The organism is Euzebyella marina, from assembly GCF_014855515.1.
Lineage (GTDB): Bacteria > Bacteroidota > Bacteroidia > Flavobacteriales > Flavobacteriaceae > Euzebyella > Euzebyella marina.
This window is the reverse complement of the sequence record NZ_JACYFK010000002.1, coordinates 775,209-799,045: the sequence shown is the minus strand read 5'-3', so window position 1 is coordinate 799,045 and position 23,837 is coordinate 775,209. Positions and strand designations below refer to the sequence as shown.

The following is a 23,837-nucleotide window of genomic DNA, read 5'->3' as shown; positions in this document are numbered from 1 at the left end:
ACTTAATTTTTTAAACTTTTTAAAGGCTTTAATTAGGCCCATTGTTTGGGCATTTTTTGTTCTCTTAAACTCACGAATTCAATAGTGTCGTCTTCGTCTTCAGAGTTGACAAAATGGGAATATCTAGACCTAATTTCAGGGTTCTCTACAGCCTCTTTCCATTCGCATTTATAGGTGTCGACATAACTTTGCATTTCAAGGTCGAGCTCGTTCGCTATGCCCAAGGAGTCATTGATGACCACATTTTTCAAATACGTGATTCCACCCTCTAGTTTTTCTAGCCAAGCAGCTGTTCTTTGCAGGGGTTGGGCAGTTTTGATGTAGAACATGATGAAGCGGTCTACATAAGTTATCGCGGTCTGTTTATCTACTTTTTCGGCCAATAGTTCGGCGTGTTTCGGGTTAGCGCCTCCATTACCGGCTACATAAACATTCCATCCGCCTTCAACGGCAATGAATCCGAAATCTTTACAACGGGCCTCGGCACATTCCCTAATGCATCCAGAGACGCCACCTTTTAGTTTATGCGGTGAGCGAATACCTTTATATCTATGTTCGATTTCGATGGCAAAACTGACGCTTTCGTCCATTCCATATCGGCACCAGGTAGATCCGACACAACTCTTTACGGTTCGAAGCGACTTACCATAGGCTTGACCGGTTTCAAAGCCTTCTGCTATTAAGTCTTCCCAAATCAAGGGCAATTCATGAAGTTTGGCCCCGAACATATCTATTCTTTGCCCACCGGTTATTTTAGTGTATAGATCGTATTTTTGTGCAATTCTACCTAATGCCATTAGTTGTTTGGGCGTTATTTCACCTCCGGCAACCCTTGGTACCACAGAGTAGGTACCATTTCGCTGAATATTCGCCAAGAAACGGTCGTTGGTGTCTTGAATAGTCTCTTGTCTATTGGCGGTTTCGTTATATATACTGGCAAAAATAGCCGCAACAGCTGGCTTACAGACTTCACAACCATGACCGGTACCGACGGTATCAAGAAGTTCATCGTAGTCTTGAACCGCTCTAGTTTTGACGATATCATAAAGCTCTTGTCTCGAATAGTTGAAATGTTCACAGATGCTTTGTTTGACGGTTTTGCCAATAGATTTTAAACTTTCTGCGACCAAATCGCTTAACATGGGTTTGCACCCACCGCAACCAGTACCTGCTTTGGTAGCTTTAGAAACACCTTTTACGGTTTCATTGCCATCTTCTAGAACAGAACAGCAAATGGCACCTTTCGTAACCGCTTCACAGGAGCAGATAACGGCAGTATCGGGTAAATCCATAGCACTGCCGAACGCAGAACCACCTTCTCCTCGTGCCCCAACAATCAGTTCTTCCGCATTATCTGGAAGGGGCATATTATTGAGGTACATTTGATGTAGAATACTATAATCCGCAGCATCACCGACCATGATTCCCCCCAACAGGGTTTTACCGTCATGGCTTACATTGATTCTTTTATAAATGCCTTTGGTCTTGTTTTCATAAATAATCGAAAGACCCTTGTTTGCAGGCATATACGGTATGCCGAAACTGGCAACATCAACCCCTATCAGTTTTAGCTTGGTCGACATATCGATGCTTTCTTGCATGGCAGCCTGATGGTTTTCAAGTATCTGGTTGACCGCTACTTCCGCCATTTCGTAACCGGGTGCCACAAGACCATAAATCATTTGATTGTACAGAGCTACTTCTCCAATAGCATATATGTAAGGGTCTGAGGTCTGCATTTTTTTGTTGACAACGATGCCTCCTCTAACGCCCATCTCCAAATCGCATGTTTTTGCCAATTCGTCTCGAGGGCGTATTCCTGCGGAAACAACAAGCATGTCAACTTCAAGGGTATCATCTTCTCCAAAGTCCATTCCGGTGATGACGCCATTGCCCAATATTTGGTTAGTAGCCTTGCCGGTATGTATTTTAATACCCATTTCTTCTAAAGTGAGCTGCAGCACATTACTGCTTCTGGAATCTAATTGTCTCGGCATTAATTTTGGAGCATACTCAACTACATGTGGTTCAAGGCCCATATCCATTACAGCTTTGCCTGCTTCTAAGCCTAAAAGCCCACCTCCTAGAACGGCTGCCCGACAATTAGGCTTGTTCTTTTTAATTTCATCGGCATAAGCAAGCATACCCTCAAGGTCTTCAATAGTTCTATAAACAAACACTCCTTTCTTCTCGATACCGGTAATAGGGGGGACAAAGGGCGCGGAGCCGGTCGCCAGTATCAAATAATCATAATGATACTCTTTGTCGGTAGAGGTGGTAATACTTTTTCTGTCGCGATGAATATCTGTGACACGCTCGTTCACGATTAAATGGATATCATTTTCTTGATACCACTCTAAGGGAGCCAGCTCGAGGGCTTTAGCGTCTCTTTTTTCAAAGAATTGACTCAGATGAACTCGGTCATAGGCTGCCCTAGGTTCTTCACCGAATACCTGAAGCTTGAAGTTTTTGCTTTCATTCTTGGAAACAAATTTTTCACAAAACTTGTATCCGACCATGCCGTTGCCGACAACAATTATTGTTTTCATACTGCTTCGATTTAGAATCTATGAATCAAAAATAAGTATAAATACGTATTTTACGTATGATTTTATAGAAATAATTACGTATTTTTATTGCGGATATCGCAACAGCGACCTTTAACAAATTAGATATGGAAGTAAATAAAGAAGCAAAAGTAACATTGGTAGGTGCTGGTCCCGGTAGCTCAGACCTTATAACTATTAGAGGTTTAAGAGCTATGGAAAATGCGGACGTTATTTTATACGACGCTTTGGTGGATAAAGAATTACTTTCAACGGTACGTGGTGACATACCTAAAATATACGTAGGAAAGCGTTGTGGAAGTCATTCGGTAACTCAATCGGAAATAAATAAATTATTGGTAAATGCTTCGTTAAATTATGGTCACGTCGTACGGTTAAAGGGTGGCGATCCTTTTGTTTTTGGCAGGGCCTGCGAAGAAATTGCCTATGTTGAATCTTTTGGCATTCCTGTATCCGTTGTACCTGGTATTACCAGTGCGATTTCGGTACCGGGCAGTCAAGGTATTCCTATGACTTCAAGGGGTGTTAGTACAAGTTTTTGGGTGATGACGGCGACTAAATCGAATACCGAAATTTCAGATGACTTTGTTTTAGCGGCGCAGTCATCCTCCACCATGGTCGTATTGATGGGAATAAGAAAGCTCGATGAAATCGTTCGTAAAGCTAGTGAATATAGGGGCTCCGATACACCTATCGCTATAATTCAGAACGGGACCTTGAAAAATGAATCTTGTGCGGTTGGTACGCTATCTACCATTTTAAACTTCAAACAACAAATCAATCAATCAATGCCCGGTATTATAATTATAGGTAATGTTGTGGCTAAACATCCTTCCTTTTTTAACGATGAGGTTCAGCGTGTTTTGTTCTCGGCGCTATAATATTAAGGTATAGGTTCTTAATGCCGAGTTGAGTGTCACTGTGCTAAATACGTAATTGGTAAAAAAGCACATCTTCAATTTAGAAAATAGCAATTTTCAGCTTGTCATTTCTGCAGACTGGCAAATCTACACATCAAAAGCCATTTTTTTTAAAAACTAAGTATTAATACGTAATTAAATACGTAAGTTTGATACGTAGTTAAATATTCACTCTTAAAACTTTAGTCATGAAATCGAGAACAAAATCAGTTTTTTTCTTTCTGTCAGCTATTCTTTTTGTGGCCTGCGGTGGAAAAAGTGAAAAAAAATCGGCTGAAACTGCAAGTGCCGAGGTTTCTATAGATGCAAGCGGTGCGAGCACATTAGATATCGAAAAGCCTCAACTCACTTTTGGCTTTATAAAGCTGACAGATATGGCACCTTTGGCAATAGCCAAGGAGAAGGGTTTCTTCGAACATGAAGGACTTTTTGTCTCGGTCGAGGCTCAGTCAAATTGGAAAAACGTACTAGATCGTGTGATAGATGGTCAGCTTGACGGTTCACACATGTTAGCAGGGCAGCCAATAGCTGCCGGAGCGGGTTTTGGTAGACAGGCCAAACTGGTAACGCCTTTTTCAATGGATTTGAACGGAAACGGTATCACCGTGTCCAATGAAGTATGGTCGAAGATGAAATCTAATTTACCGCTGAATGAAGATGGTAATCCGGTACATCCTATAAAGGCAGATGCCCTCAAGCCGGTTATTACGGAGTATAAGAATAACGGCAAGCCCTTTAAGATGGGTATGGTATTTCCCGTATCTACACATAACTATGAAATTCGTTATTGGCTTGCCGCAGCAGGTATTCACCCGGGAATGTATACAAAAGACAATGTACAAGGTCAGATAGATGCCGAAGTATTGTTATCGGTAACCCCACCTCCCCAAATGCCAGCGACATTGGAGGCTGGCACGATTTACGGATATTGTGTTGGTGAACCTTGGAATCAGCAGGCAGTATTTAAAGGTATTGGTGTGCCGGTCACAACTAACTACGACATATGGAAAAACAATCCTGAAAAGGTATTCGTTATGACCAAGAAGTTCGTAGAGGAGAATCCTAATACGGCCATTGCGGTCACAAAAGCGCTCATTCGTGCGGGTAAATGGCTTGATGAGCCAGAAAATAGGGCGGAAGCGGTGAAAATACTTTCTATGTCACAGTATGTTGGGGCAGATGAGGCTGTTCTTTCTAATTCTATGACAGGTACTTTCGAATTCGAAAAGGGTGATAAAAGAGAAATGCCCGACTTCAATGTATTCTACAAATACAATGCAACTTATCCTTTCTATTCAGATGGAGTGTGGTTTTTGACACAGATGCGTCGATGGGGACAAATTCCTGAATCAAAACCAGCCGAATGGTACGATGAGACTATTAAAGAAATCTATAGACCTGATATTTGGAAAAAAGCGGCCAACCTATTGGTCAAAGAAGGTCATATTCCTGCAGCGGATGTCCCCGAAACAGATGGATATAAGCCCGCTACCGATGAATTTATCGACGGTAAAACCTACGATGCCAAAGACCCCCTTGGTTACATCAATAGTTTCAGTATCGGAAACAAAGATGATTCATCTCTCTAGAAAAGTTTAATCAGTAAAACGAAGCATCATGAAACAGAGTTTAGTGTTGAACAAGGTAAGCGATTTGGTAGGTACCAAGTCTATTTTCGGAAAATTCAAAATTGGATCCTTCAAATTTGATGGAAATAAAATTCTTAGAAAATTTTTAATTCCTGCACTGTCGATATTGCTCTTTGTCGGTTTATGGCATACGGGTTCGAAGGCATTATTTCAAATGGAGGCCGATTACAAGATAGAAAAAGCCCTTACAGATCAGGGTAGGGAAGCGGCGGAAGCCATGCAAGCATGTATTGCATCTGGCGACGTAAGTTGTCAGCCAAATACGCTGCCTTCTCCATCTCAAGTTTGGCAGTCATTACAATCATTGATCGCAGACCATAAAGTAATCTCTGCCGATAAGAAAGCCTTTGCCGAAAAAACCGCTGGTATAAACGCCAAAAGGGAAGCAGAGGGTAAAGCTCCGATTACTTATACGGGTAGACCATCTTTTGTAGATCAAATTTTCACGAGTCTCAAGACTGTTTTTGCCGGTTTCTTGTTAGCATTGATTATTGCCGTTCCTATTGGTATTGTTATAGGTTTAAGCCCAGTATTGAGAAGTTCTTTCAATTGGCTGATACAGATTTTTAAACCGGTTTCTCCCGTTGTTTGGTTGCTATTGGTTTTTATGATTGTAAAGACTATGACTAAAGATTCTAATTCAGATAGTGCCTTTATCATTTCTTTTATAAGTGTTGGTCTATGTGCCATGTGGGCAACCTTGGTGAACACTGCCATGGGCGTTTCATCAGTAGATAAAGACTATATCAATGTCGCAAAAGTTCTAAAGCTAAGACCTCTTCAAAAGGTATTCAAGGTTATTCTACCTTCTTCTTTACCATTGATTTTTACAGGTTTGAGAATCACATTGTCTGTAGCGTGGATGGTTCTTATAGCCATAGAACTATTGGCACAGAGCCCGGGATTAGGTTCGTTCGTTTGGGAAGAATTTCAAAACGGGGCCATAGATTCTAATTCAAAAATCATTGTTGCGATGTTCGTAATAGGCATAATTGGTTTCCTATTAGATAGATTGATGCTGACTATACAAAACATGGTGTCCTTTAATAAAAACGATGCGATTTAATATCTAAAAAATAATTGTCATGGCTTATTTAGAACTTAAAAATGTATATAAAACATACGGTCAAGGGGCCGATGCCACTGAAGTGCTTACAGATATTAATTTGAGCATCGAAGAAGGCGAGTTTGTAGCGATTGTCGGTTTTACCGGAAGCGGAAAGACCACATTGGTCAACTTGATCAACGGTTTGTTGCAGCCTACAAGCGGTGAAGTGCTTTTTAAAGGTGAACCAGTAAAAGATACCAGTCATGACCGTGGCGTCATATTTCAGAACTATTCTCTTTTGCCGTGGTTAACCGTAGGTCAAAATGTGCATATGGCAGTGAGAGAGGCATTTCCGAAGGCATCGAAAAGTGAGCTGCAAAAGAGAGTAAGGGATTTTGTGGATATGGTAAGCCTCAGCCCCGCAATCAATAAAAGACCAAAGGAACTTTCTGGAGGAATGAGGCAAAGGGTAGCCGTTGCCAGAGCACTTGCAATGAACCCTGAGATGATTATTATGGATGAACCCTTGGGCGCTTTGGATGCACTGACCAGAGGTAACCTGCAGGATGAAATATTAAACATCTGGAGTAAGGATAAACGAACTGCATTATTAATTACAAATGATGTAGATGAGGGCATTTATATGGCCGATCGAATTATTCCTTTAAGACCAGGTCCTAATGCAACGCTCGGTCCTGAATTTAAAATCGATATAGAAAGACCTAGGGATAAAACGGCATTAAATGATAATCCTGTCTATAAAAAGACGAGAAACGCCATCATTGAATACTTGATGGATATTGGTAACGAAAGAAAAGCGGTGGTGCAACAAGAGTATGTACTTCCCGACCTGAGTCCAAAGAGTTTTGTAGCCTAACATTAAAAAGAAAATCATGAGTACTACTACCATAGAATCTAAAAAAAATCTAGGCACTGTTGAAAACGGAATATTGTATCCTTCACAAGTGATGCTAGATTTGAACGATCTTAAGAAAGTGTATCCGACACCAAAAGGAGATTATGTAGTTCTTGAACATTTGAACCTTCAGATAATGAAAGAGGAGTTCGTTACCATAATTGGACATTCTGGCTGTGGTAAAACGACAATGCTCTCGATGATTGCCGGCCTCAACGAAATTTCCGGGGGGAACATATCAGTATTGGGCAACCCGGTCAAAGGGCCGGGTCCTGATAGAGGCGTCATATTTCAGGCGCCGAGTCTAATGCCATGGATGACGGCTTTGCAGAACGTACTTTTAGGAGTGAACCAGGTTTTTCCGCATGCTACGAAATCACAGCGAAATGATATAGCCAAGTACTATCTACATAAGGTAGGTCTTGATGGGGCTTTTCATAAAAAAGCGCAAGAGCTATCTCAAGGTATGCAACAAAGGGTAGGTATCGCAAGGGCATTTGCTATCAAACCCAAAGTACTTTTACTAGATGAGCCATTCGGAATGTTAGATTCGCTTACCCGTGGCGAGTTGCAGGATATTCTCATTGAAATATGGAACAAGGAGAAAATTACTGCCGTAATGATTACCCATGATGTTGACGAGGCGATTTTCTTGGCCGACAGGGTGGTCATGATGACAAGTGGGCCAAGGGCCAAAATCGGTGATATCTTAAATATTGATTTTGAAAGACCTAGAACTAGAAAGGCAGTCTTGGAGCATGACGACTACTATACTTACCGTAAACATCTTATCGATTTCTTAGAGCACTAATTTAAATAACTAACGATAACATTAAACCAAGATGAAAAAGCAGTACACTCTTATTATCCTAGTATTCCTATCGGCTCAATATATTAATTCTCAATTTCTATTGGATGGTGAGTTCAGGCCTCGTACCGAATATAGAAATGGCTTCGGAGGTATTATTCCCGATGCGGTAGACCCCGGTTTCGCCATATCTACGCGAACGCGGCTCAACGCAGGTTATAAGTTTAGTTCTTATGAGTTTTACCTAAGTCTACAAGATGTGATGGTGTGGGGCGAGAACCGTCAGATCCTGCCATACGATCAAAATAATTCATTTGCAGTTTTTCAGGCATGGGCCAAACTTGATTTGGGCAAAGGCTTCTCTACTAAACTGGGTAGACAGGTCATTTCATATGATGACCAACGTATTTTTGGGGGGTTAGATTGGGCGCAGCAGGGCCGTAACCATGATGCCGCCTTGATCAACTATAAAAAGAATAAGTTTTATATGGATTTGGGTCTGGCCTTTAATCAAGATTTCAGTAACCCAGCAGGTTTTCAATCTATAGGTACCGCTTATACGACTACCGGTTTCTTTTCATATAAAACCATGCAATACCTTTATCTAAAACAATCGGGAGAGCATTTGTCAGGTAGCTTTTTACTCTTGAACAATGGCTTTCAGAACTTTTCTGGGGAAGGAGATGCGCAAGTGGCCGATGGGGTGAGCAACCTTCAGACTTTCGGTACACATTTGAATTACAAATCAGGGCAATTTGGTGCAGCGCTTAACGCATTTCTTCAGACCGGAGAACGCCAAAATAGCGTAGATGTTGGCGGGGCGTATCTCTTAGGTTTAGATTTGACCTATAAGGCAAGCCCAAAAATTGCTTTAGGTGTGGGTACCGAATTGATTAGCGGCAATAAGGCCGACACTACTGATAAAACAGAGGCTTTCTTCCCTCTTTATGGAACCAATCACAAGTTCAATGGGTTTATGGATTATTTCTACGTGGGCAACCATGCCAATTCTATTGGGTTGTTCGATATTCACGCAAGTGCCAATTTTAAATTGGGAGAAAAATCAGGATTACTCTTAAAGGTCTTAAAGTTTAATGGCGAACAAGAGCTACCGAGTGGTGAGAAGTCATTAGGAACCGAGGTTGATTTGGTCTATTCACATAGTTTCAACGGTTATGCCCTAAAAATAGGCTACTCACAAATGTTTTCAGCTAGTGGTATGTATGAGCTGAAGGGTGTTGCTGAAGATGCTGCCGCAAGTAGTCAAAATTGGGCCTGGGCCATGTTGATTATTAAGCCTAAGTTCTTGAACACGGCAAAAGAATAAAAATTCTGTTTACTGTTATGCTTCGATGGGGCCGTGCTCACCAGTTTAGGTGTTTGCGGTCCTTTTTTTGTTGTATTTTGAAATAGTTCTATCCGAAAAATATACCGATTAGTTCAGAAAGCTGGTGTTCATCTCAAATTTCAACTATATTTGTACGTATAAATACCTATAATTTTGAGTACAATTACCAGTATAGTGCTAGTCGATGACCATTCTTTGGTACGCGACGGTATCAGGGCTTTATTAGAAAGTGAATCAGATTTAGAGGTCATTGGCGAGGGCGCTGATGGAAAGGAAGCTTTAAAACTTGTCGAGGAAAAGAATCCTGACCTGTTGATTATTGATATTAGAATGCCTGAAATGACAGGTATAGAGGCGGTCAAGGCCTTGAATGCCAATAATTCTCAAGTGAAAAGTATCATTCTTTCCATGCATGATTCTGAAGAGTACATATTGCAGTCAGTTAGTGCAGGTGCCAAAGGTTATTTACTGAAAGACACTGATAAGACCGAATTTATTAAAGCTATTCATACGGTTAGGGAAGGGGGCAAGTACTACAGTGGCGATATTTCAAATGTACTGGTCAATAACCTTCTCAATCCGAATAAAGAAATAGTTGAAACCACTACAAAACCAAAAATTGGCAATAACCCATTCGACCTCACCAATAAGGAATTACAGGTTTTAGAGCTGGTTCTTTCTGGTTTAACAAATAAGCAAATCTCAGAAAAACTGCAAAATAGCAAACGTACCGTAGAAACCCATCGATTTAATTTAATGCGTAAGATGGAGGTAAAGAACTTGATAGATTTATCAAAAAAAGCCCAAGAATTTAATTTGGTTTAAGACTTTAGTTTTTCTGAATTATTCCCTTCTATTTGTACTCTTAAAGGGCCTATAAGGTGTTGTTTTGCTCTTCTTTTTGAACGACGTTTTCCGAATTGTAAATCTCAGAAACGATTTCATACAAATCAGGAATGACCGTGCGCGCCAATCTTGAATTACTGTTCAAGAGAACACAAATGCCTAAATCAGAATTGGGGTATACCGCAATTTCGTTTCTATAGTTATTGACGCTACCGCCATGATGCCAAATGGTCTTTTCTTGAGAGCTTTGTTCATCTTTAAATTTGTGAATTCTCCATCCAAAACCATAGTAAGATTTAAGATGCCCGGGCCATTTGTGGTAATACTTATGATGCCCGGTAATTTCTATAAAAGGCGTAAAGGCTTCTTCCAAGGCATTTTTACCCATGATTTCAGGGTTGTGGCCAAGTAAAAAACGCATCCATCGACCCATATCATGTGCACTGGCGTTGATTCCGCCAGCAGCGACGGCATTGTAATAATTATCCGATAGATTGAGAGTTCTCCATCCATGACCTCTTTTGGAGTGAGGCAGTGCAATATTGATAGTCTGTTTTAAGGTTTTGTGATCCATTGACGTACTGCACATTCCTAACGGACTGAAAAATCTATTTTTTAGAGAGGTTGAAATTTCATCTCCCGTCGCTTTTTTCATTACCTCGCCGCATAAAGCAAAAATGGCGTTTTGGTAGCTGTACATAGCACCTGGCTTACTGATCGGAGCAACTTCTTTAAATCTTTCGGCAATAGTTTCCATCGGTAAACCAGCCTCAACCAGATTGGTGAAACTATGGTAAGGAGTTCCAGAAGTGTGCGAAAGAATGTTGGCCAGAGTTATTTCCGAAGTATTTACTGCATCTCCTAATTGAAATTGAGGTAGATAATCGATAATTCTATCTTTCCATGAAAGGTAACCTTCATTTTTAAGGTTGGCGGCAAGTACACCTGCAAACCCTTTAGATAAAGAACCCAATCGAAAAACGGTCTCTCCATCAACTTGATCGTTATAACGGGCATTTCTTTTTCCGTATCCATCAGAAAGAATAATACTATCACCTTGAACGATGCTTACCCCGGCACCAACAATATCACCCGAGGCAATGGCCTTGGCAAAATAACTACGTAATTTTTTCTGTAGTTCTTCTTTGTCAGCTTTGTATTGACGGGCGTCGACGGGATTTTTGATTTCCTCTTTTATGGTAATCGTAGCAGTCGCTTCTGAAGAGGTATTTAGTTTTTCTGGCGTTTTGACACTTGAAGTTGCAATGAACATGGTAAGGGCTAAAATTGCAAATACAGCCAGAAATTTGATAGTCCGCATGAAAAAGTTAGGATTTAGTAGTTCGGTTATGTGGCATGAATATAGGATGAATTACACAAATAACGGATGAAATACACATTTTCTTATTTAATTCCTTAATTTTTATCTCCCATTTCAGTGTTAAATGACAAATATTCAAGATTCGGTTGTTTATCATGTCTATCCGATCGGCCTTTTGGGTGCGGAGAGGAAAAATTCCTTTCAAATGGAGCCCACCAACAGAATCAAAGATTTGTATTCTTGGCTGGATCACATGCAAGACCTTGGTTGCGACATTTTATATATAGGTCCTGTTTTTGAATCGACTTCACATGGGTACGATACCGCTGATTATTTCAGAATCGATAGACGTCTGGGCAGCAACAGAAACTTTAAAGATTTCGTGGAAAGAGCCCATAAAAGAAATATCAAGGTCGTTCTCGATGGCGTTTTTAACCATGTAGGCCGTAATTTTTGGGCCTTTAAAGATGTATTGAAAAAAGAATCATCTTCAGCCTATAAATATTGGTTCTCCGGGTTAGATTTTAGTAAGGGCAACCCTATGGGCGATTCTTTTACTTATAATGCTTGGCACGGCCACTACCAGTTGGTAGAGCTTGATTTATTAAATGAAGAAGTTCAGGAACATCTTCTGGAAGCGGTCAAGTTTTGGATCCGGTATTTTAACATAGACGGTTTGCGATTGGATACTGCCGATATTCTCGACTTCAATTTCATGCAGGAACTGAATAGGGTATGTAAAGGTCTGAATCCTGAATTTTGGTTGATGGGTGAAGTGGTACAGGGCGATTACAACCGATGGATAAAAGAAGCAAAGTTAGACTCAGTAACGAATTATGAATTTCACGGACCTTTCTTCGAGTCTTTTAATAAAAGAAGTTTCAAGTTTATTGAAAAGATACTGAGCGATCAGTTCGGTATGTATGGTAGGTACATTGATTTAGAATTATACTCGTTTGTAGATAACCATGATGTGCAACGTTCTTATACGTCCATTCACCATAAAGAACATTTGAACCTTCTGTACTTTCTTTTGTTTACCCTACCAGGTATTCCCTCTATTTATTATGGAAGTGAATATGGGTATTCAGGTAAAAAAACCGGTCATATTGATGATGAACTGAGGCCTGCTATACGATACAGGAATAGATTTGAAAAAGCCCATAAGCCAGACTTGTTCAATTGGATCAAGAAGTTGATATCGATACGTCGCAAGCAAATTGCGCTGCGAAAAGGCAATTACCGAACCATATTGGTAAGTGGCGAACAATTTGTTTATGTAAGAAAATTCAGGGAAGAAAATTTAATTATGGCCTTAAATATGGCTAGTTGTGCTGCAAAAGTTAGTGTCAAAATAAATTTGGGAAAAGGTGTTTTAATTGATTTATTGGATGCCGATTTTCAAAAAAATGTAGACTCAGATACCGTGTTTATTGAAATTCCCCCAGAAAAAGGACGAATTCTTCAACTGTCAAGTTGAATTAATAGAACTAAAACCAACACTTTTTTAAAGTACTCGTAAAAATAAGGTCGACTTTTACGATTAATTCACTACGTATATATACGTATTTTTATAACTTGCATGTATCTACAGTTCTTAACTTATAAAGGCTCGGGTCATGTTAAAGAAAAGTACTCATAAAACCATTTGTTCGTATTGTGGTGTTGGATGTGGTATAGAGGTTTCTGTTGATAGCAAAGGTACTCTTTCTGTGAAAGGTGATGAGAGCTATCCCGTAAATATGGGCATGTTATGCTCAAAAGGAAAAAACCTGAATTATGTAGCACAAGATACTACGGATCGAATTCTATATCCTCAAATGAGGTGGAGTCGAAATCACCCTATGCAACGAATTTCTTGGGATACTGCTTTCGAAAGAGCGGCGGCTGTATTCAAAAGTATCATAGACAAACATGGGCCTAATAGTGTTGGTTTTTACGTATCCGGCCAGTGCCTTACCGAAGAATATTATCTCGTAAACAAGCTTACCAAAGGTTTTATAGGCACCAATAATATCGATACCAATAGTAGGCTTTGTATGAGTTCTGCAGTGGTAGGTTACAAAAAAATGTTGGGCGAAGATTCGGTTCCTATTTCTTATGCCGATATCGAACTTTCAGATTGCTTTTTGATTGCGGGTGCCAACCCTGCTTGGTGTCACCCCATTCTCTTTAGAAGAATTGAAAAACATAAAGAGGAAAATCCGCAGGTTAAAATTATTGTCGTTGACCCTAGAAAAACGCAAACTTGCGCCATTGCCGATTTGCATCTTCAAATATTGCCGGGTACCGATGTCATTCTATTCAATGCGATTGCCCGTTGGCTTATCGAAAAAAAGAAAATAGATAAAAAGTTCATTAAGAACCACACTGTGAATTTTGAGGCGTGTAAAGAAAGTGCTTTTCAGCTTTCATTGCGTAAGGCGGCTGAATTGTGTGGTATTTCGATTGATGATATACGTACTGCCGCCAGTTATATAGGCAATGCGAAAGCTTTTATTTCTATGTGGACGATGGGTCTCAATCAAAGTGTCATTGGGGTAAGTAAAAATTTGGCCCTACTCAATCTCTCCCTACTTACCGGTCAGATTGGTAAGCCAGGTGCGGGTCCTTTTTCCCTTACGGGTCAACCAAATGCCATGGGTGGCAGGGAAGTAGGTGGTATGGCAAGTTTACTGGCGGCTCATAGGGACCTTGGCAATCCCAGACACAGAGCTGAAGTGGCTGAATTTTGGGGGGGAAAGGAAATTTCCGGCGAAGCTGGCTATTCGGCTACGGAAATGTTCGATGCTTTGGAAAGTGGAAAAATGAAAGCTATTTGGATAATCTGTACCAACCCCATTGTTAGTCTCCCGAATGCCAACAAAATTGAAAGGGCCTTAAAAAATGCCAGTTTCGTGGTGGTTCAAGATATATCGCATAATTCTGAAACAACCGAATTTGCTGATTTGCTATTGCCTGCAGCTGGCTGGCTGGAAAAAGAAGGCACCATGACGAACTCCGAAAGGCGTATCAGTTACCTTCCAAAAGTGATCGACCCGCCCGGGGAAGCCTTGCCCGATGTAGAAATACTTTGGAAGTTTGCCAAAAAGATGGGGTATGAAGGTTTTGATTATAGTGATGCAAGCGAAGTATATGATGAGCATTGCTTGTTGACCAAAGGAACGAATATCGATATATCAGGTTTATCTTATGATCGACTGAAAAACGAAGGCAGTTTTCAGTGGCCGGTTCCAGACCCTAAACATAAAGGTACCCCACGGCTATTTACCGATTTGCATTTTTTTACCAACGACGAAAAATCGCATTTCAATGCGCCTCCCAAATTATATAATCAGTCAGAGCAGACCGATGTAGATTTCCCGTTGATTTTGAATACCGGTAGAGTTCGGGATCAATGGCATACCCGTACCAAAACGGGAAAGGTGAAACGATTATTGACCCATATACCCGAACCGTTTCTAGAAATGAACAAAGTCGACGCCTACCTGAGAAACCTTAAAGACGGCGATGTAGCGGTTGTTAAAAGTAGAAGGGGTGATGTACAGGTAAAGGTTAAGGTTAATTACGATATTAGGGAACGGGTTGTTTTTCTACCGATGCATTGGGGAAAAATGCTCAATAATGATTTTGGTAGGGCCAATAATATGACCAGCGATCTGGTCGACCCCATTTCAAAAGAACCTGATTTTAAATACTGTGCCGTACAAGTATCAAAATATGTGAAGGCAAAACAAAAAGTGGTAGTCATTGGTGCAGGTGCCGCTGCCTATAGATTTGTTCAGACCTATAGGTCAAAAAACAGAACGGATGAAGTTCATGTATTTTCCAAAGAAAAAGACCCATTTTACAATCGGGTTTTATTACCGGAATATGTGAGTGAAGAGCTTTCTTGGGAAGCACTGGAGAAACTGAAAAAAGGAGAGATAAAAAAGCTTGGTATTACCTTGCATTCGGGGCTTGGTATTAAAAGCGTCGATAAAGTCAAAAAGCAGGTAACCGATGAGAAAGGAGAGGTGCATGCTTATGATATACTGATTTTGGCTACAGGCAGCCGTGCATTTGTACCCAGCGATGTGCCCATCAATTTGCCAGGGCGATTTACCATGAGAGAAAGAGGTGATGCCGATGAACTAAGAACGTACCTTCACCAAACTGGCCTACCGGAAGAAGAACAGCATGTGGTGATTGTGGGAGGCGGTTTATTGGGGCTGGAGTTGGCAGCCGCTTTGAAAAAAAGAAATATCAACATCAGTATTATACAGCGGGCACCGAGGTTAATGGAGCGCCAATTAGATCGGGTGGCAAGTAGGTTGTTGGCCGAAGATGTTTCAGAAAGGGGTATCAAGATATATTTTGATAATGAGGTTAGCACTGTTTTTGAGGAAAAAGGAAGAAAGAATTTCTTGAGCATCACTCTCAAAACAGGTAGAACCATTAAAAGCAATGCCATTGTATATGCCATAGGTACCAGACCGAATATTGAATTGGCCAAATTTTCTGATATCGATACCAGTAGGGGGGTGATTGTGAATGAATATTTGCAAACAAGTGAGCCCGATATTTTTGCCCTCGGTGAGATTGCCGAGTTTAGAAATGCCTTGTTCGGTATTACTTCTGCGGCAGAGCAGCAGGCCGATATTGCAGCAAAATTTATTTTAGGGGATTTCTCCAGTATTTACAACGGGTCAATTCTTATGAACATACTCAAGTTTGAAGATTTAGACCTTTGTAGTCTTGGTATGGTGAACATACCTTCTGACGACCCAAGTTATGAAGAGATTATTTTTATGGATGTCAGTAAACGGTACTACAAAAAGTGTATCGTGAAAGATGATACCTTAAAAGGTGCCATATTAATGGGCGATAAGAATGAATTTGCCGAATTCAAGAGATTGATCGAAGAAGAAATTGAATTGTCAGAGAAGCGTGATGAGCTGTTAAGGGGCAATTCAAGTTCGGTTCCCATGAAAGGTAAATTGGTTTGTTCTTGTAGCCAAATTGGTGAAGGTAATATCATTGATGCAATTCGGGGTGGTTGTGAAGACTTTGGTAAGCTTTGTTCTGAAACAGGTGCCGGTTTGGGCTGTGGTAGCTGTAAACCCGAAGTACAAGAAATCTTGTCATCGCAAATACAAGTTGCTGCACATTGAGTTTAATTGATATTTAAAGGCTATGAACGATAATCTACATCGAATAATGATCAAAGGGGGCGTTACCTCACCGGGTGAGCTGAAAGATTGTATTGCCATGTTAGAGGCGGCCGGCTTAAAAGAGGTTTACTTTGGATCTAGGCAAGATTTGTTATTTCCTCTTGAGGTTAATGATGAACATCTTGATGTCATATCGAAATTCAATGTAGAAATAGAACCCAACAGAAGTTATCAAAACATTGTATGCTCCTATGTTTCCGCCGATATATTCGACATGACCTATTGGTTAAAAGGGTCTACCTATCTTTATATTTTAGAAGGTTTTGATTTTAAGCCCAAGCTCAAGATAAATATCACGGACCCGAAACAACGTCTAGTGCCTTTGTTCAACGGAAACCTAAATTTTATAGCATCGGACAATGAAGACTATTGGTATCTCAATATAAAATTGCCTCACTGGAAAAGATCTGCATACTATCCGGTTTTAATCTATAGTTGGGATATCTCGAATCTCGCAAAGGCCATAGAGGAGATATATGAAGAAGTAAATGATGTGGAAGAACTTTCGTTCGTTCTCAATAAAAAACTCGACACCAACAGCCGTACTATTGACAAACCGTTAGAGTTGTCTTATATTAAATTCCCGTACTATGAGGGTATGAACCGCATGGGGCTCGAACAGTATTGGTTGGGGCTGTATTGGCGTAACAACAGGTACGACCTTCAGTTTTTGAAGGAACTCTGCGGATTCTGTTTGGACAACAGCATTGGAAAGATATGCATAACCCCATGGAAGTCTTTCATTATTAAAGGAATTAAAAAGAACTCTAGACCTGAATTAGAAAGATTTTTGGGTAAAAGAGGAATTAACGTGCGGCATTCGCAACTTGAGATGAACTGGCACCTGCCTGTTGATGATGCAGAAGCCATGGAGCTTAAAAAGTTTTTGGTCAGAAGTTTTGATCAAAACGATATAAGTACCTACGGGTTGACTTTCGGAATTAGTAATGATGTGGGAAAACGTTCTCATTTTGCATCCGTTATCATTGAAAAAAATGCTCCGCCATCGATTATCAAAGATTTTGAGGTAAGACCGACCTATAATGTATTACACTTTGAGAATTTTGACCCCAATACACAAAAATATTTGGCCTTGGCTCAAGATGTGGATAAAATTGAATTACCGGGTCTCTTAATGGAATTAAGTAAAAAATACTTTGACCAATTAGGGTCGGTAGTAAAACCGGCTATTGCTGAAACGGTAGAAAAATTTACAGTGGAGAAGAGCAAACCAGTATATCAATGTACCGATTGCTTGACCATATATGATCCCCAGTTCGGCGATGCGAAAGCAGGGATGTCAATAAATACTGATTTTAAAGAACTTCCGGAAGCTTATTGTTGTCCCGTTTGTGAGGCTCCTAAAAGTAATTTTCAAAGAATACAACTTCAAATGGCATAGAAAAAGCGGCCTCAAAGGCCGCTTTTCTATTTTATAAATTAACCGTTTTACATGGCGGTAGATTCAGCTTCTGAATGAGCTTGGGCACTAGTGCTAGCTTTCATTTTACGAACCCAGAAATATAAGATGGTAAACAATACAATCAATATGATTGGAAAGACGGTCATAGTACCAATAGTGGCCTGACCCGCTACTAGATTAAGCTCATTTCCTGTTAAACCTTGGGCAGCTGCCATTTCTTGATCAGCATCGATCCAAGTACCGATTATCGGTTGAAAAATAGATGAAGAGAACATTCCGACACCACCCAAAATAGATAATCCCAAAGCACCACTCTTTGGTATCTTATCGGCGATAAAGCCCAACATGTTCGGCCAAAAATAGGCAATACCCAATGCAAAGAAAATAGCGGCAACATAAGCCATGGCTCCTGTTTGAGAGCTAAAGAGATACAATCCGACCAAGGCCAAAACCGCAGAGCCTAGAAGAACCCCGGTTTGGTCGAATTTTTTTACCATATCGCCACCAAAGAATCTGGCAACAGCCATAAGACCTGAGGTCAAGGCTAAAATTAACATAGGGTGGGCACCGCTATTTGATAATATGAGTCCGACCCATTGGTTAGGCCCAAACTCTGTAATAGCGGTCAACGCCATACAGACGACCATAAAAATGAATAGGGGAGACAGCATAGCTTTGATGTTTCCTGATAAGGTTGCAGCCTCCTCTACTTTTGCTTTTGGCCATGTTTGTCCAAAGAAAAGAAATGCGTAGATCAGGGCAGGTACCAAAAGCAACCACACTTGATTTTGACCTAAAATTCCCATTTGGGTCATACCTCCTGAAAGTAAACTTCCCAAAGCAATACCACCGGGGAACCACATGTGAAAGCGGTTCATCATTTTACTCATCCGATTTCCTTGATAGGCATCGGCAATCATTGGGTTACAGGCAGCCTCGGTACATCCGTTTCCAAGTCCTATTAAAAGGTTGGCTACTAGTAAACCCATATAGCTTCCTGAAAAGATCAAAAGTAAAATACCTATCGTATGTGCGAAAAATGCAAACTGCATAATTGATTTACCACCTACTTTGTGGTAAATAAGCCCTCCTATAACCATTGAAATCGGGAAGCCCAAAAACCACATGGAAGAAATAAGACCGGCTTCTCCGGCTGTCAATTCTAATTCTGTTTTTAGTTGGTCTAAGGTTCCTGCCGCAATGGCGAAAGAAAATGCTGTGGTAATCAATGCAAAGCAACTTGCATAAAAGAGTCGATTGGCATTAACTGCCTGTACATTCGTTGATGTTTCCATAAGGTATTATTTGGTTTATCGTTTTAAGTGCGCTCTTCCGATATGGTATAGAAAAGCAGTGTTTTTTGAGAAAATTGCAACGAAAGATAATTCAAAAATCCGTAATTGATAAAAAAAATACATTAGAAACGACAAATTACGGTGAAGTTGTTATCTTGATTTTTTCGAAACCAGCCTGATAAAAAGTTAAAAGAAAACTGTAATTTTCTCAAAGGCAGTAACTAAGACAAGCCCAAGGTTGACCTTGGAGTTAAAAAAACCGTAATATCATCAAAAACATAAGAACTCAAACGTTTGAGTGCGATATTATTTATATATTCACAGGATTATTGTTTAAAATCCAAATTCAACTAAACGACTGTAAGAAATGAAGAATTCTGATTCAAAAAATCAAAAATCACCTTTAGTTACCAATTCAAGAAGGGGGTTTGTAAAAAATACGGCCTTATTTACAGGGGGCGCCATGCTATTGCCTAATATGCAAATGAACGCTATGGTGAACGTATTGAACGATAAAAAATTAAAGCTGGCCTTAGTAGGCTGTGGCGGTAGAGGTACGGGTGCAGCGGTACAAGCGCTTACTGCCGACGAAAATATTGAGCTAGTGGCCATGGCCGATGCTTTTGAAGATCGTTTGCAAAGTAGTCTTATGAATATTTCGAAGGCTATGGGTGAAACCAAGAAGGTTAGTGTGAAAGAAAAGCATCGCTTTGTAGGTTTCGATGCGGCCGAGAAGGCCATTGATATGGCCGATGTGGTTATTTTGGCCACACCTCCAGGGTTTCGTCCTCAACATTTTGAATATGCCATAAATAATGGAAAGCACGTGTTTATGGAAAAACCGGTGGCAACCGATGTTCCCGGTGTTAGAAAAGTCTTGGCGGCGGCAAAGGTGGCCAAAGAGAAAAAGCTGAACGTGGTAGTAGGTCTTCAACGTCATTACCAAGACAGTTATCTGGCAGCTATAGACCATCTAAATAAAGATGCCATAGGTTCGATAGTTTCTGGTCAAGTGTATTGGAACAGTGGTGGTGTTTGGGTGCGTGAAAGACAGCCCGGCCAAAGTGAACTTGAATACCAAATGAGAAACTGGTACTACTTCAATTGGTTGTGCGGCGATCATATTTTAGAGCAACACATTCACAATATTGACGTAGCCAACTGGTTTATTGGGGAATACCCTATTTCCGCACAGGGAATGGGCGGTAGACAGGTTCGTACGGGTAAAGACCATGGTGAAATCTATGACCATCATTTTGTGGAGTTCACTTACCCTAGTGGAGCGGTCATTGCCAGTCAGTGTAGGCATATGCCAGAAACTATGAGCAGGGTATCGGAATTTTTTCAAGGTACGAAGGGAACCGTCTCGACAGAAGGAGACAACGCTACCCTAAAAGATTGGACCGGTCAAGTGATTTTTGAGCACAGAGGTAAAGATGATCCAAACCCGTATCAAGTAGAGCATATCAAACTTTTTGAATCCATAAGAAACGGAGGTGTTATTGCAGACGCTGAAAACGGTGCTAAAAGTACCATGAGTGCTATCATTGGTAGAATGGCCACCTATTCAGGAAAAGTAATTAAGTGGGATGAGGCGCTACAGTCAAATCTTGCTTTGGCTCCAGATACTTTGACATGGGATTCTCCGGCACCGGTTCAACCAAATGCCGAAGGTTTATATGATATACCTACCCCTGGCAAAACGCAAGTAATGTAAACCAGCATCAAATGCGATTTCTAAATATATGGGTATCCCTGCTTTTGGCAGGGATTCTTTTTTATTCCTGTAAAGAACAACAGAAAGAGAACGAGGTCTCTATCAATTCAAAGAAACCTAATATTATTTATATTCTGGCAGATGACTTGGGCTATGCCGAGCTTGGGGTTTACGGTCAAGAAAAAATAGAGACGCCCAACATCGATGCCTTGGCCCATTCCGGTATGTTATTTACACAACACTACAGCAGTGCTCCTGTGTGTGCCCCTGCCAGATATATGTTTCTTACCGGTAAGCATGCCGGCCATTCTTATATTAGAAGTAATTATGAATGGAAGGAAAGGGGAGATGTTTGGAACTACCGAGCCATGGCCAACGATTCCACATTAGAAGGGCAAGGCCCCATGCCGGAATCGACCGTTACCTTGGCGCACCGGTTTAAAGAGGCCGGTTACACTACAGGAATGGTCGGTAAATGGGGTTTGGGTGCGCCTCATACCCATTCAATTCCCAATAATATGGGTTTTGATTTCTTTTACGGGTTTAATTGTCAAAGACAGGCACATACCTATTATCCTTTACACCTTTACAAAAACAAGTCTAGGATACATCTGTCAAATGATACGATAGCCCCAAATACCAAATTGGTCAAGGGAGCTGACCCCAGTAATGATGATAGTTATGCTAATTACACTCTAAAGCAGTATGCACCTGATTTAATGTTCAAGGAGTTGACCAATTTTGTATCGGTTCATAAAGAGAATCCCTTTTTTCTTTATTGGGCGACGCCCTTGCCCCATGTAGCACTTCAAGCACCGAAAAAGTGGGTTGACTATTATATCGATAAGTTCGGGAATGAAGAACCTTACCTAGGTTCTAATGGTTACTTTCCGCATAAAAATCCGCATGCGGCCTATGCCGCGATGGTTTCTTACCTAGATGAGAATATTGGCCGTCTCGTACAGCAACTTAAAGATGAGGGAATCTATGAGAATACTTTGATTGTTTTTACTTCCGATAACGGACCTAGTTATGCCGGAGGTGCCGACCCTACTTTCTTCGATAGTGCAAAACCCTTCGACGGCACCTATGGTAAAGGCAAGGGGTATCTCTATGAGGGGGGCATTCGAGTGCCAATGACTGCTTCATGGCCAAATCATATTCAATCGGGTCAAAGAAGTGATTTGCCTTCTGTGCACTATGATATGCTGGCAACATTTGGCGAGGTAGCAGGTTTTGATATACCTACGGATACTGACGGAATCAGTATACTACCCACCTTACTGGGAGAAACCGACCAAAAAGAACATGAATATTTGTATTGGGAGTTTCCAAGTTATGGCGGGCAGGTAGCCATAAGAATGGGAGAATGGAAATTGGTAAGGCAGAACCTCTCAAACAAAGAACCTTCGACCTTGGAGCTCTATCATCTCAAGAACGACCCCACTGAACAGCACAACGTGGCAGACCAGCATCCGGAAATTGTAAAAAAGGCGGCGATGATTTTTAAAAATGAACGTGAAGCCCCTGAACTTGAACATTTTAAAATTCCTGAAATCGAGAATGGCCTTATTGCAGAAAATTAAGGTTAAATTTGACCTTCATTATCTCAACCTATGAAATTACCCTATCGTTTATTATTCTCGGCAATCTGTACTTTTCTATTGCTGGGTTGTAATGAAAAAGAAAAAAGTAAAAACAATCAAAAAGACAGTTCAACTGCCTCAATAGCACAGTCAACTGGAAAGATTGATACGACGGTGGTTAAAGATATTCCTGAAGGGGTCAATGTGCCTACTGGCATGGTATGGGTGCCCGGAGGTGTTTTTACGAAAGGGGCCGTTGCTAGTGATCAAATGGCAATGTCTCATGAAAGGCCTGCACACAAAGTAGCGGTAGACGGTTTTTTTATAGATGTTACCGAAGTTACAAATGGGCAGTTTAAAAAATTCGTAGAAGAAACAGGATACGTAACCGTAGCCGAGAGGGAAATTGATTGGGAAGAAATGAAAAAACAGCTGCCCGAAGGAACACCAAAACCTCACGATTCCATCATGCAGCCCGGGTCTTTAACGTTTAAAAAGGCAAAAAGTACCGTACCGAATCTCTATGATTTTTCTCAATGGTGGAAATGGACTATCGGTGCTAATTGGAGACACCCGAACGGACCGGATAGTAATATTGAAGGAAAAGATGACTTTCCTGTAGTGCAGGTGGCGTATGAAGATGCTTTGGCATATTGTGAATGGGCCAATAGACGTTTGCCTACAGAGGCCGAATGGGAATTGGCGGCTAGAGGCGATAATTTTGAGTCGGTCTATTTTTGGGGAAATTCAGGGGAAGGCCTTAACAAAAAAGCAAATACTTGGGAAGGAGAGTTTCCTGTAACGAACACATCAGAAGATGGCTTTGAGGGCCGCGCTCCGGTAAAATCATATCCTAGTAATAGTTTGGGGCTTTTTGACATGGCCGGAAATGTTTGGGAATGGACTTCTGACTGGTACAATAGTAATTACTACAATGAACTAAGCACTCAAAATACAATTGTCAAAAACCCTCAGGGTGCCACATCACCTTACAATGCTCGAGACCCTTATGCAAGAGAAAAGGTTATGAAAGGTGGCTCTTTTTTATGCAACGCATCTTATTGTGCGAGTTATAGGGTTTCTGCACGTATGGCAACAAGCCTTGATTCTTCTTTGGAACATTTGGGTTTCAGAACGGTAGCCACAACTGAAATGCTCAATGCTAAATAGTATCACGAAT

At 40.8% G+C, this 23,837-nt stretch carries 16 protein-coding genes; 13 read left to right on the top strand and 3 right to left on the bottom strand.

The features are described from left to right. Window positions 1–32 precede the first annotated feature (32 nt). Window positions 33–2,549, bottom strand: coding sequence for a nitrite reductase large subunit NirB (nirB, locus tag IL356_RS12320; protein ID WP_121848719.1), 2,517 nt, complete (start codon window positions 2,547–2,549; stop codon window positions 33–35). A gap of 125 nt (window positions 2,550–2,674) precedes the next feature. Between nirB and cobA the strand changes: the two genes are divergently transcribed. The 7 genes from cobA (at window position 2,675) to IL356_RS12285 (ending at window position 10,081) form a co-directional block, all read left to right on the top strand. Then, the gene (gene cobA, locus IL356_RS12315; RefSeq protein WP_121848720.1) at window positions 2,675–3,448 is read left to right on the top strand and encodes a uroporphyrinogen-III C-methyltransferase; all 774 of its coding nucleotides are present in this window, start codon (window positions 2,675–2,677) and stop codon (window positions 3,446–3,448) included. 227 nt (window positions 3,449–3,675) lie between these two features. After that, window positions 3,676–5,076 (top strand): CmpA/NrtA family ABC transporter substrate-binding protein, encoded by a 1,401-nt coding sequence (locus tag IL356_RS12310; RefSeq protein WP_121848721.1) that lies wholly within the window; start codon window positions 3,676–3,678, stop codon window positions 5,074–5,076. A gap of 28 nt (window positions 5,077–5,104) precedes the next feature. Beyond that, the gene (locus IL356_RS12305) at window positions 5,105–6,202 is read left to right on the top strand and encodes an ABC transporter permease (protein WP_121848722.1); all 1,098 of its coding nucleotides are present in this window, start codon (window positions 5,105–5,107) and stop codon (window positions 6,200–6,202) included. 19 nt (window positions 6,203–6,221) lie between these two features. Further along, the gene (locus IL356_RS12300; protein ID WP_121848723.1) at window positions 6,222–7,061 is read left to right on the top strand and encodes an ABC transporter ATP-binding protein; all 840 of its coding nucleotides are present in this window, start codon (window positions 6,222–6,224) and stop codon (window positions 7,059–7,061) included. 16 nt (window positions 7,062–7,077) lie between these two features. Then, a complete protein-coding gene (locus IL356_RS12295; RefSeq protein WP_121848724.1) occupies window positions 7,078–7,911 on the top strand; it encodes an ABC transporter ATP-binding protein in 834 nt (277 codons plus the stop codon). A gap of 31 nt (window positions 7,912–7,942) precedes the next feature. Continuing rightward, window positions 7,943–9,235, top strand: a complete 1,293-nt coding sequence (locus IL356_RS12290) for an alginate export family protein (protein WP_121848725.1) — start codon at window positions 7,943–7,945, stop codon at window positions 9,233–9,235. A 174-nt stretch (window positions 9,236–9,409) separates the two neighbouring features. After that, entirely contained in the window at window positions 9,410–10,081 is a 672-nt protein-coding gene (locus tag IL356_RS12285; protein WP_121848726.1) for a response regulator transcription factor, read from the top strand. A gap of 49 nt (window positions 10,082–10,130) precedes the next feature. Here the strand turns inward: IL356_RS12285 and IL356_RS12280 are convergent, their stop codons facing one another. Next, window positions 10,131–11,423, bottom strand: coding sequence for a serine hydrolase domain-containing protein (locus IL356_RS12280; RefSeq protein ID WP_121848727.1), 1,293 nt, complete (start codon window positions 11,421–11,423; stop codon window positions 10,131–10,133). Window positions 11,424–11,547: 124 nt separating this feature from the next. Here IL356_RS12280 and IL356_RS12275 point away from each other — a divergent pair, with 124 nt between their 5' ends. The 3 genes from IL356_RS12275 (at window position 11,548) to IL356_RS12265 (ending at window position 18,038) form a co-directional block, all read left to right on the top strand. Continuing rightward, the gene (locus tag IL356_RS12275; protein ID WP_121848728.1) at window positions 11,548–12,903 is read left to right on the top strand and encodes an alpha-amylase family glycosyl hydrolase; all 1,356 of its coding nucleotides are present in this window, start codon (window positions 11,548–11,550) and stop codon (window positions 12,901–12,903) included. A 139-nt stretch (window positions 12,904–13,042) separates the two neighbouring features. After that, complete coding sequence (locus IL356_RS12270) at window positions 13,043–16,576, top strand: nitrate reductase (protein ID WP_121848729.1); 3,534 nt, start codon at window positions 13,043–13,045, stop codon at window positions 16,574–16,576. A 22-nt stretch (window positions 16,577–16,598) separates the two neighbouring features. Then, window positions 16,599–18,038 (top strand): rubredoxin, encoded by a 1,440-nt coding sequence (locus IL356_RS12265; RefSeq protein WP_121848730.1) that lies wholly within the window; start codon window positions 16,599–16,601, stop codon window positions 18,036–18,038. A gap of 47 nt (window positions 18,039–18,085) precedes the next feature. Here IL356_RS12265 and IL356_RS12260 read toward each other — a convergent pair whose 3' ends face one another. Further along, a complete protein-coding gene (locus IL356_RS12260) occupies window positions 18,086–19,354 on the bottom strand; it encodes an MFS transporter (RefSeq protein ID WP_121848731.1) in 1,269 nt (422 codons plus the stop codon). A gap of 367 nt (window positions 19,355–19,721) precedes the next feature. On the opposite strand from IL356_RS12260, the gene IL356_RS12255 reads away from it, so the two are divergent. Genes IL356_RS12255 through IL356_RS12245 form a run of 3 tightly spaced genes read left to right on the top strand, consistent with a single transcriptional unit; the run spans window position 19,722 to window position 23,827 of the window. Beyond that, window positions 19,722–21,071 carry a Gfo/Idh/MocA family protein gene (locus IL356_RS12255; protein WP_121848732.1) on the top strand — a complete coding sequence of 450 codons (1,350 nt, stop codon included), beginning with the start codon at window positions 19,722–19,724 and terminating at the stop codon, window positions 21,069–21,071. Between the two features lie 11 nt (window positions 21,072–21,082). Next, window positions 21,083–22,657 (top strand): arylsulfatase, encoded by a 1,575-nt coding sequence (locus IL356_RS12250; RefSeq protein WP_121848733.1) that lies wholly within the window; start codon window positions 21,083–21,085, stop codon window positions 22,655–22,657. Between the two features lie 30 nt (window positions 22,658–22,687). Next, the gene (locus tag IL356_RS12245) at window positions 22,688–23,827 is read left to right on the top strand and encodes a formylglycine-generating enzyme family protein (RefSeq protein WP_121848734.1); all 1,140 of its coding nucleotides are present in this window, start codon (window positions 22,688–22,690) and stop codon (window positions 23,825–23,827) included. The last annotated feature ends 10 nt before the right edge of the window (window positions 23,828–23,837 follow it).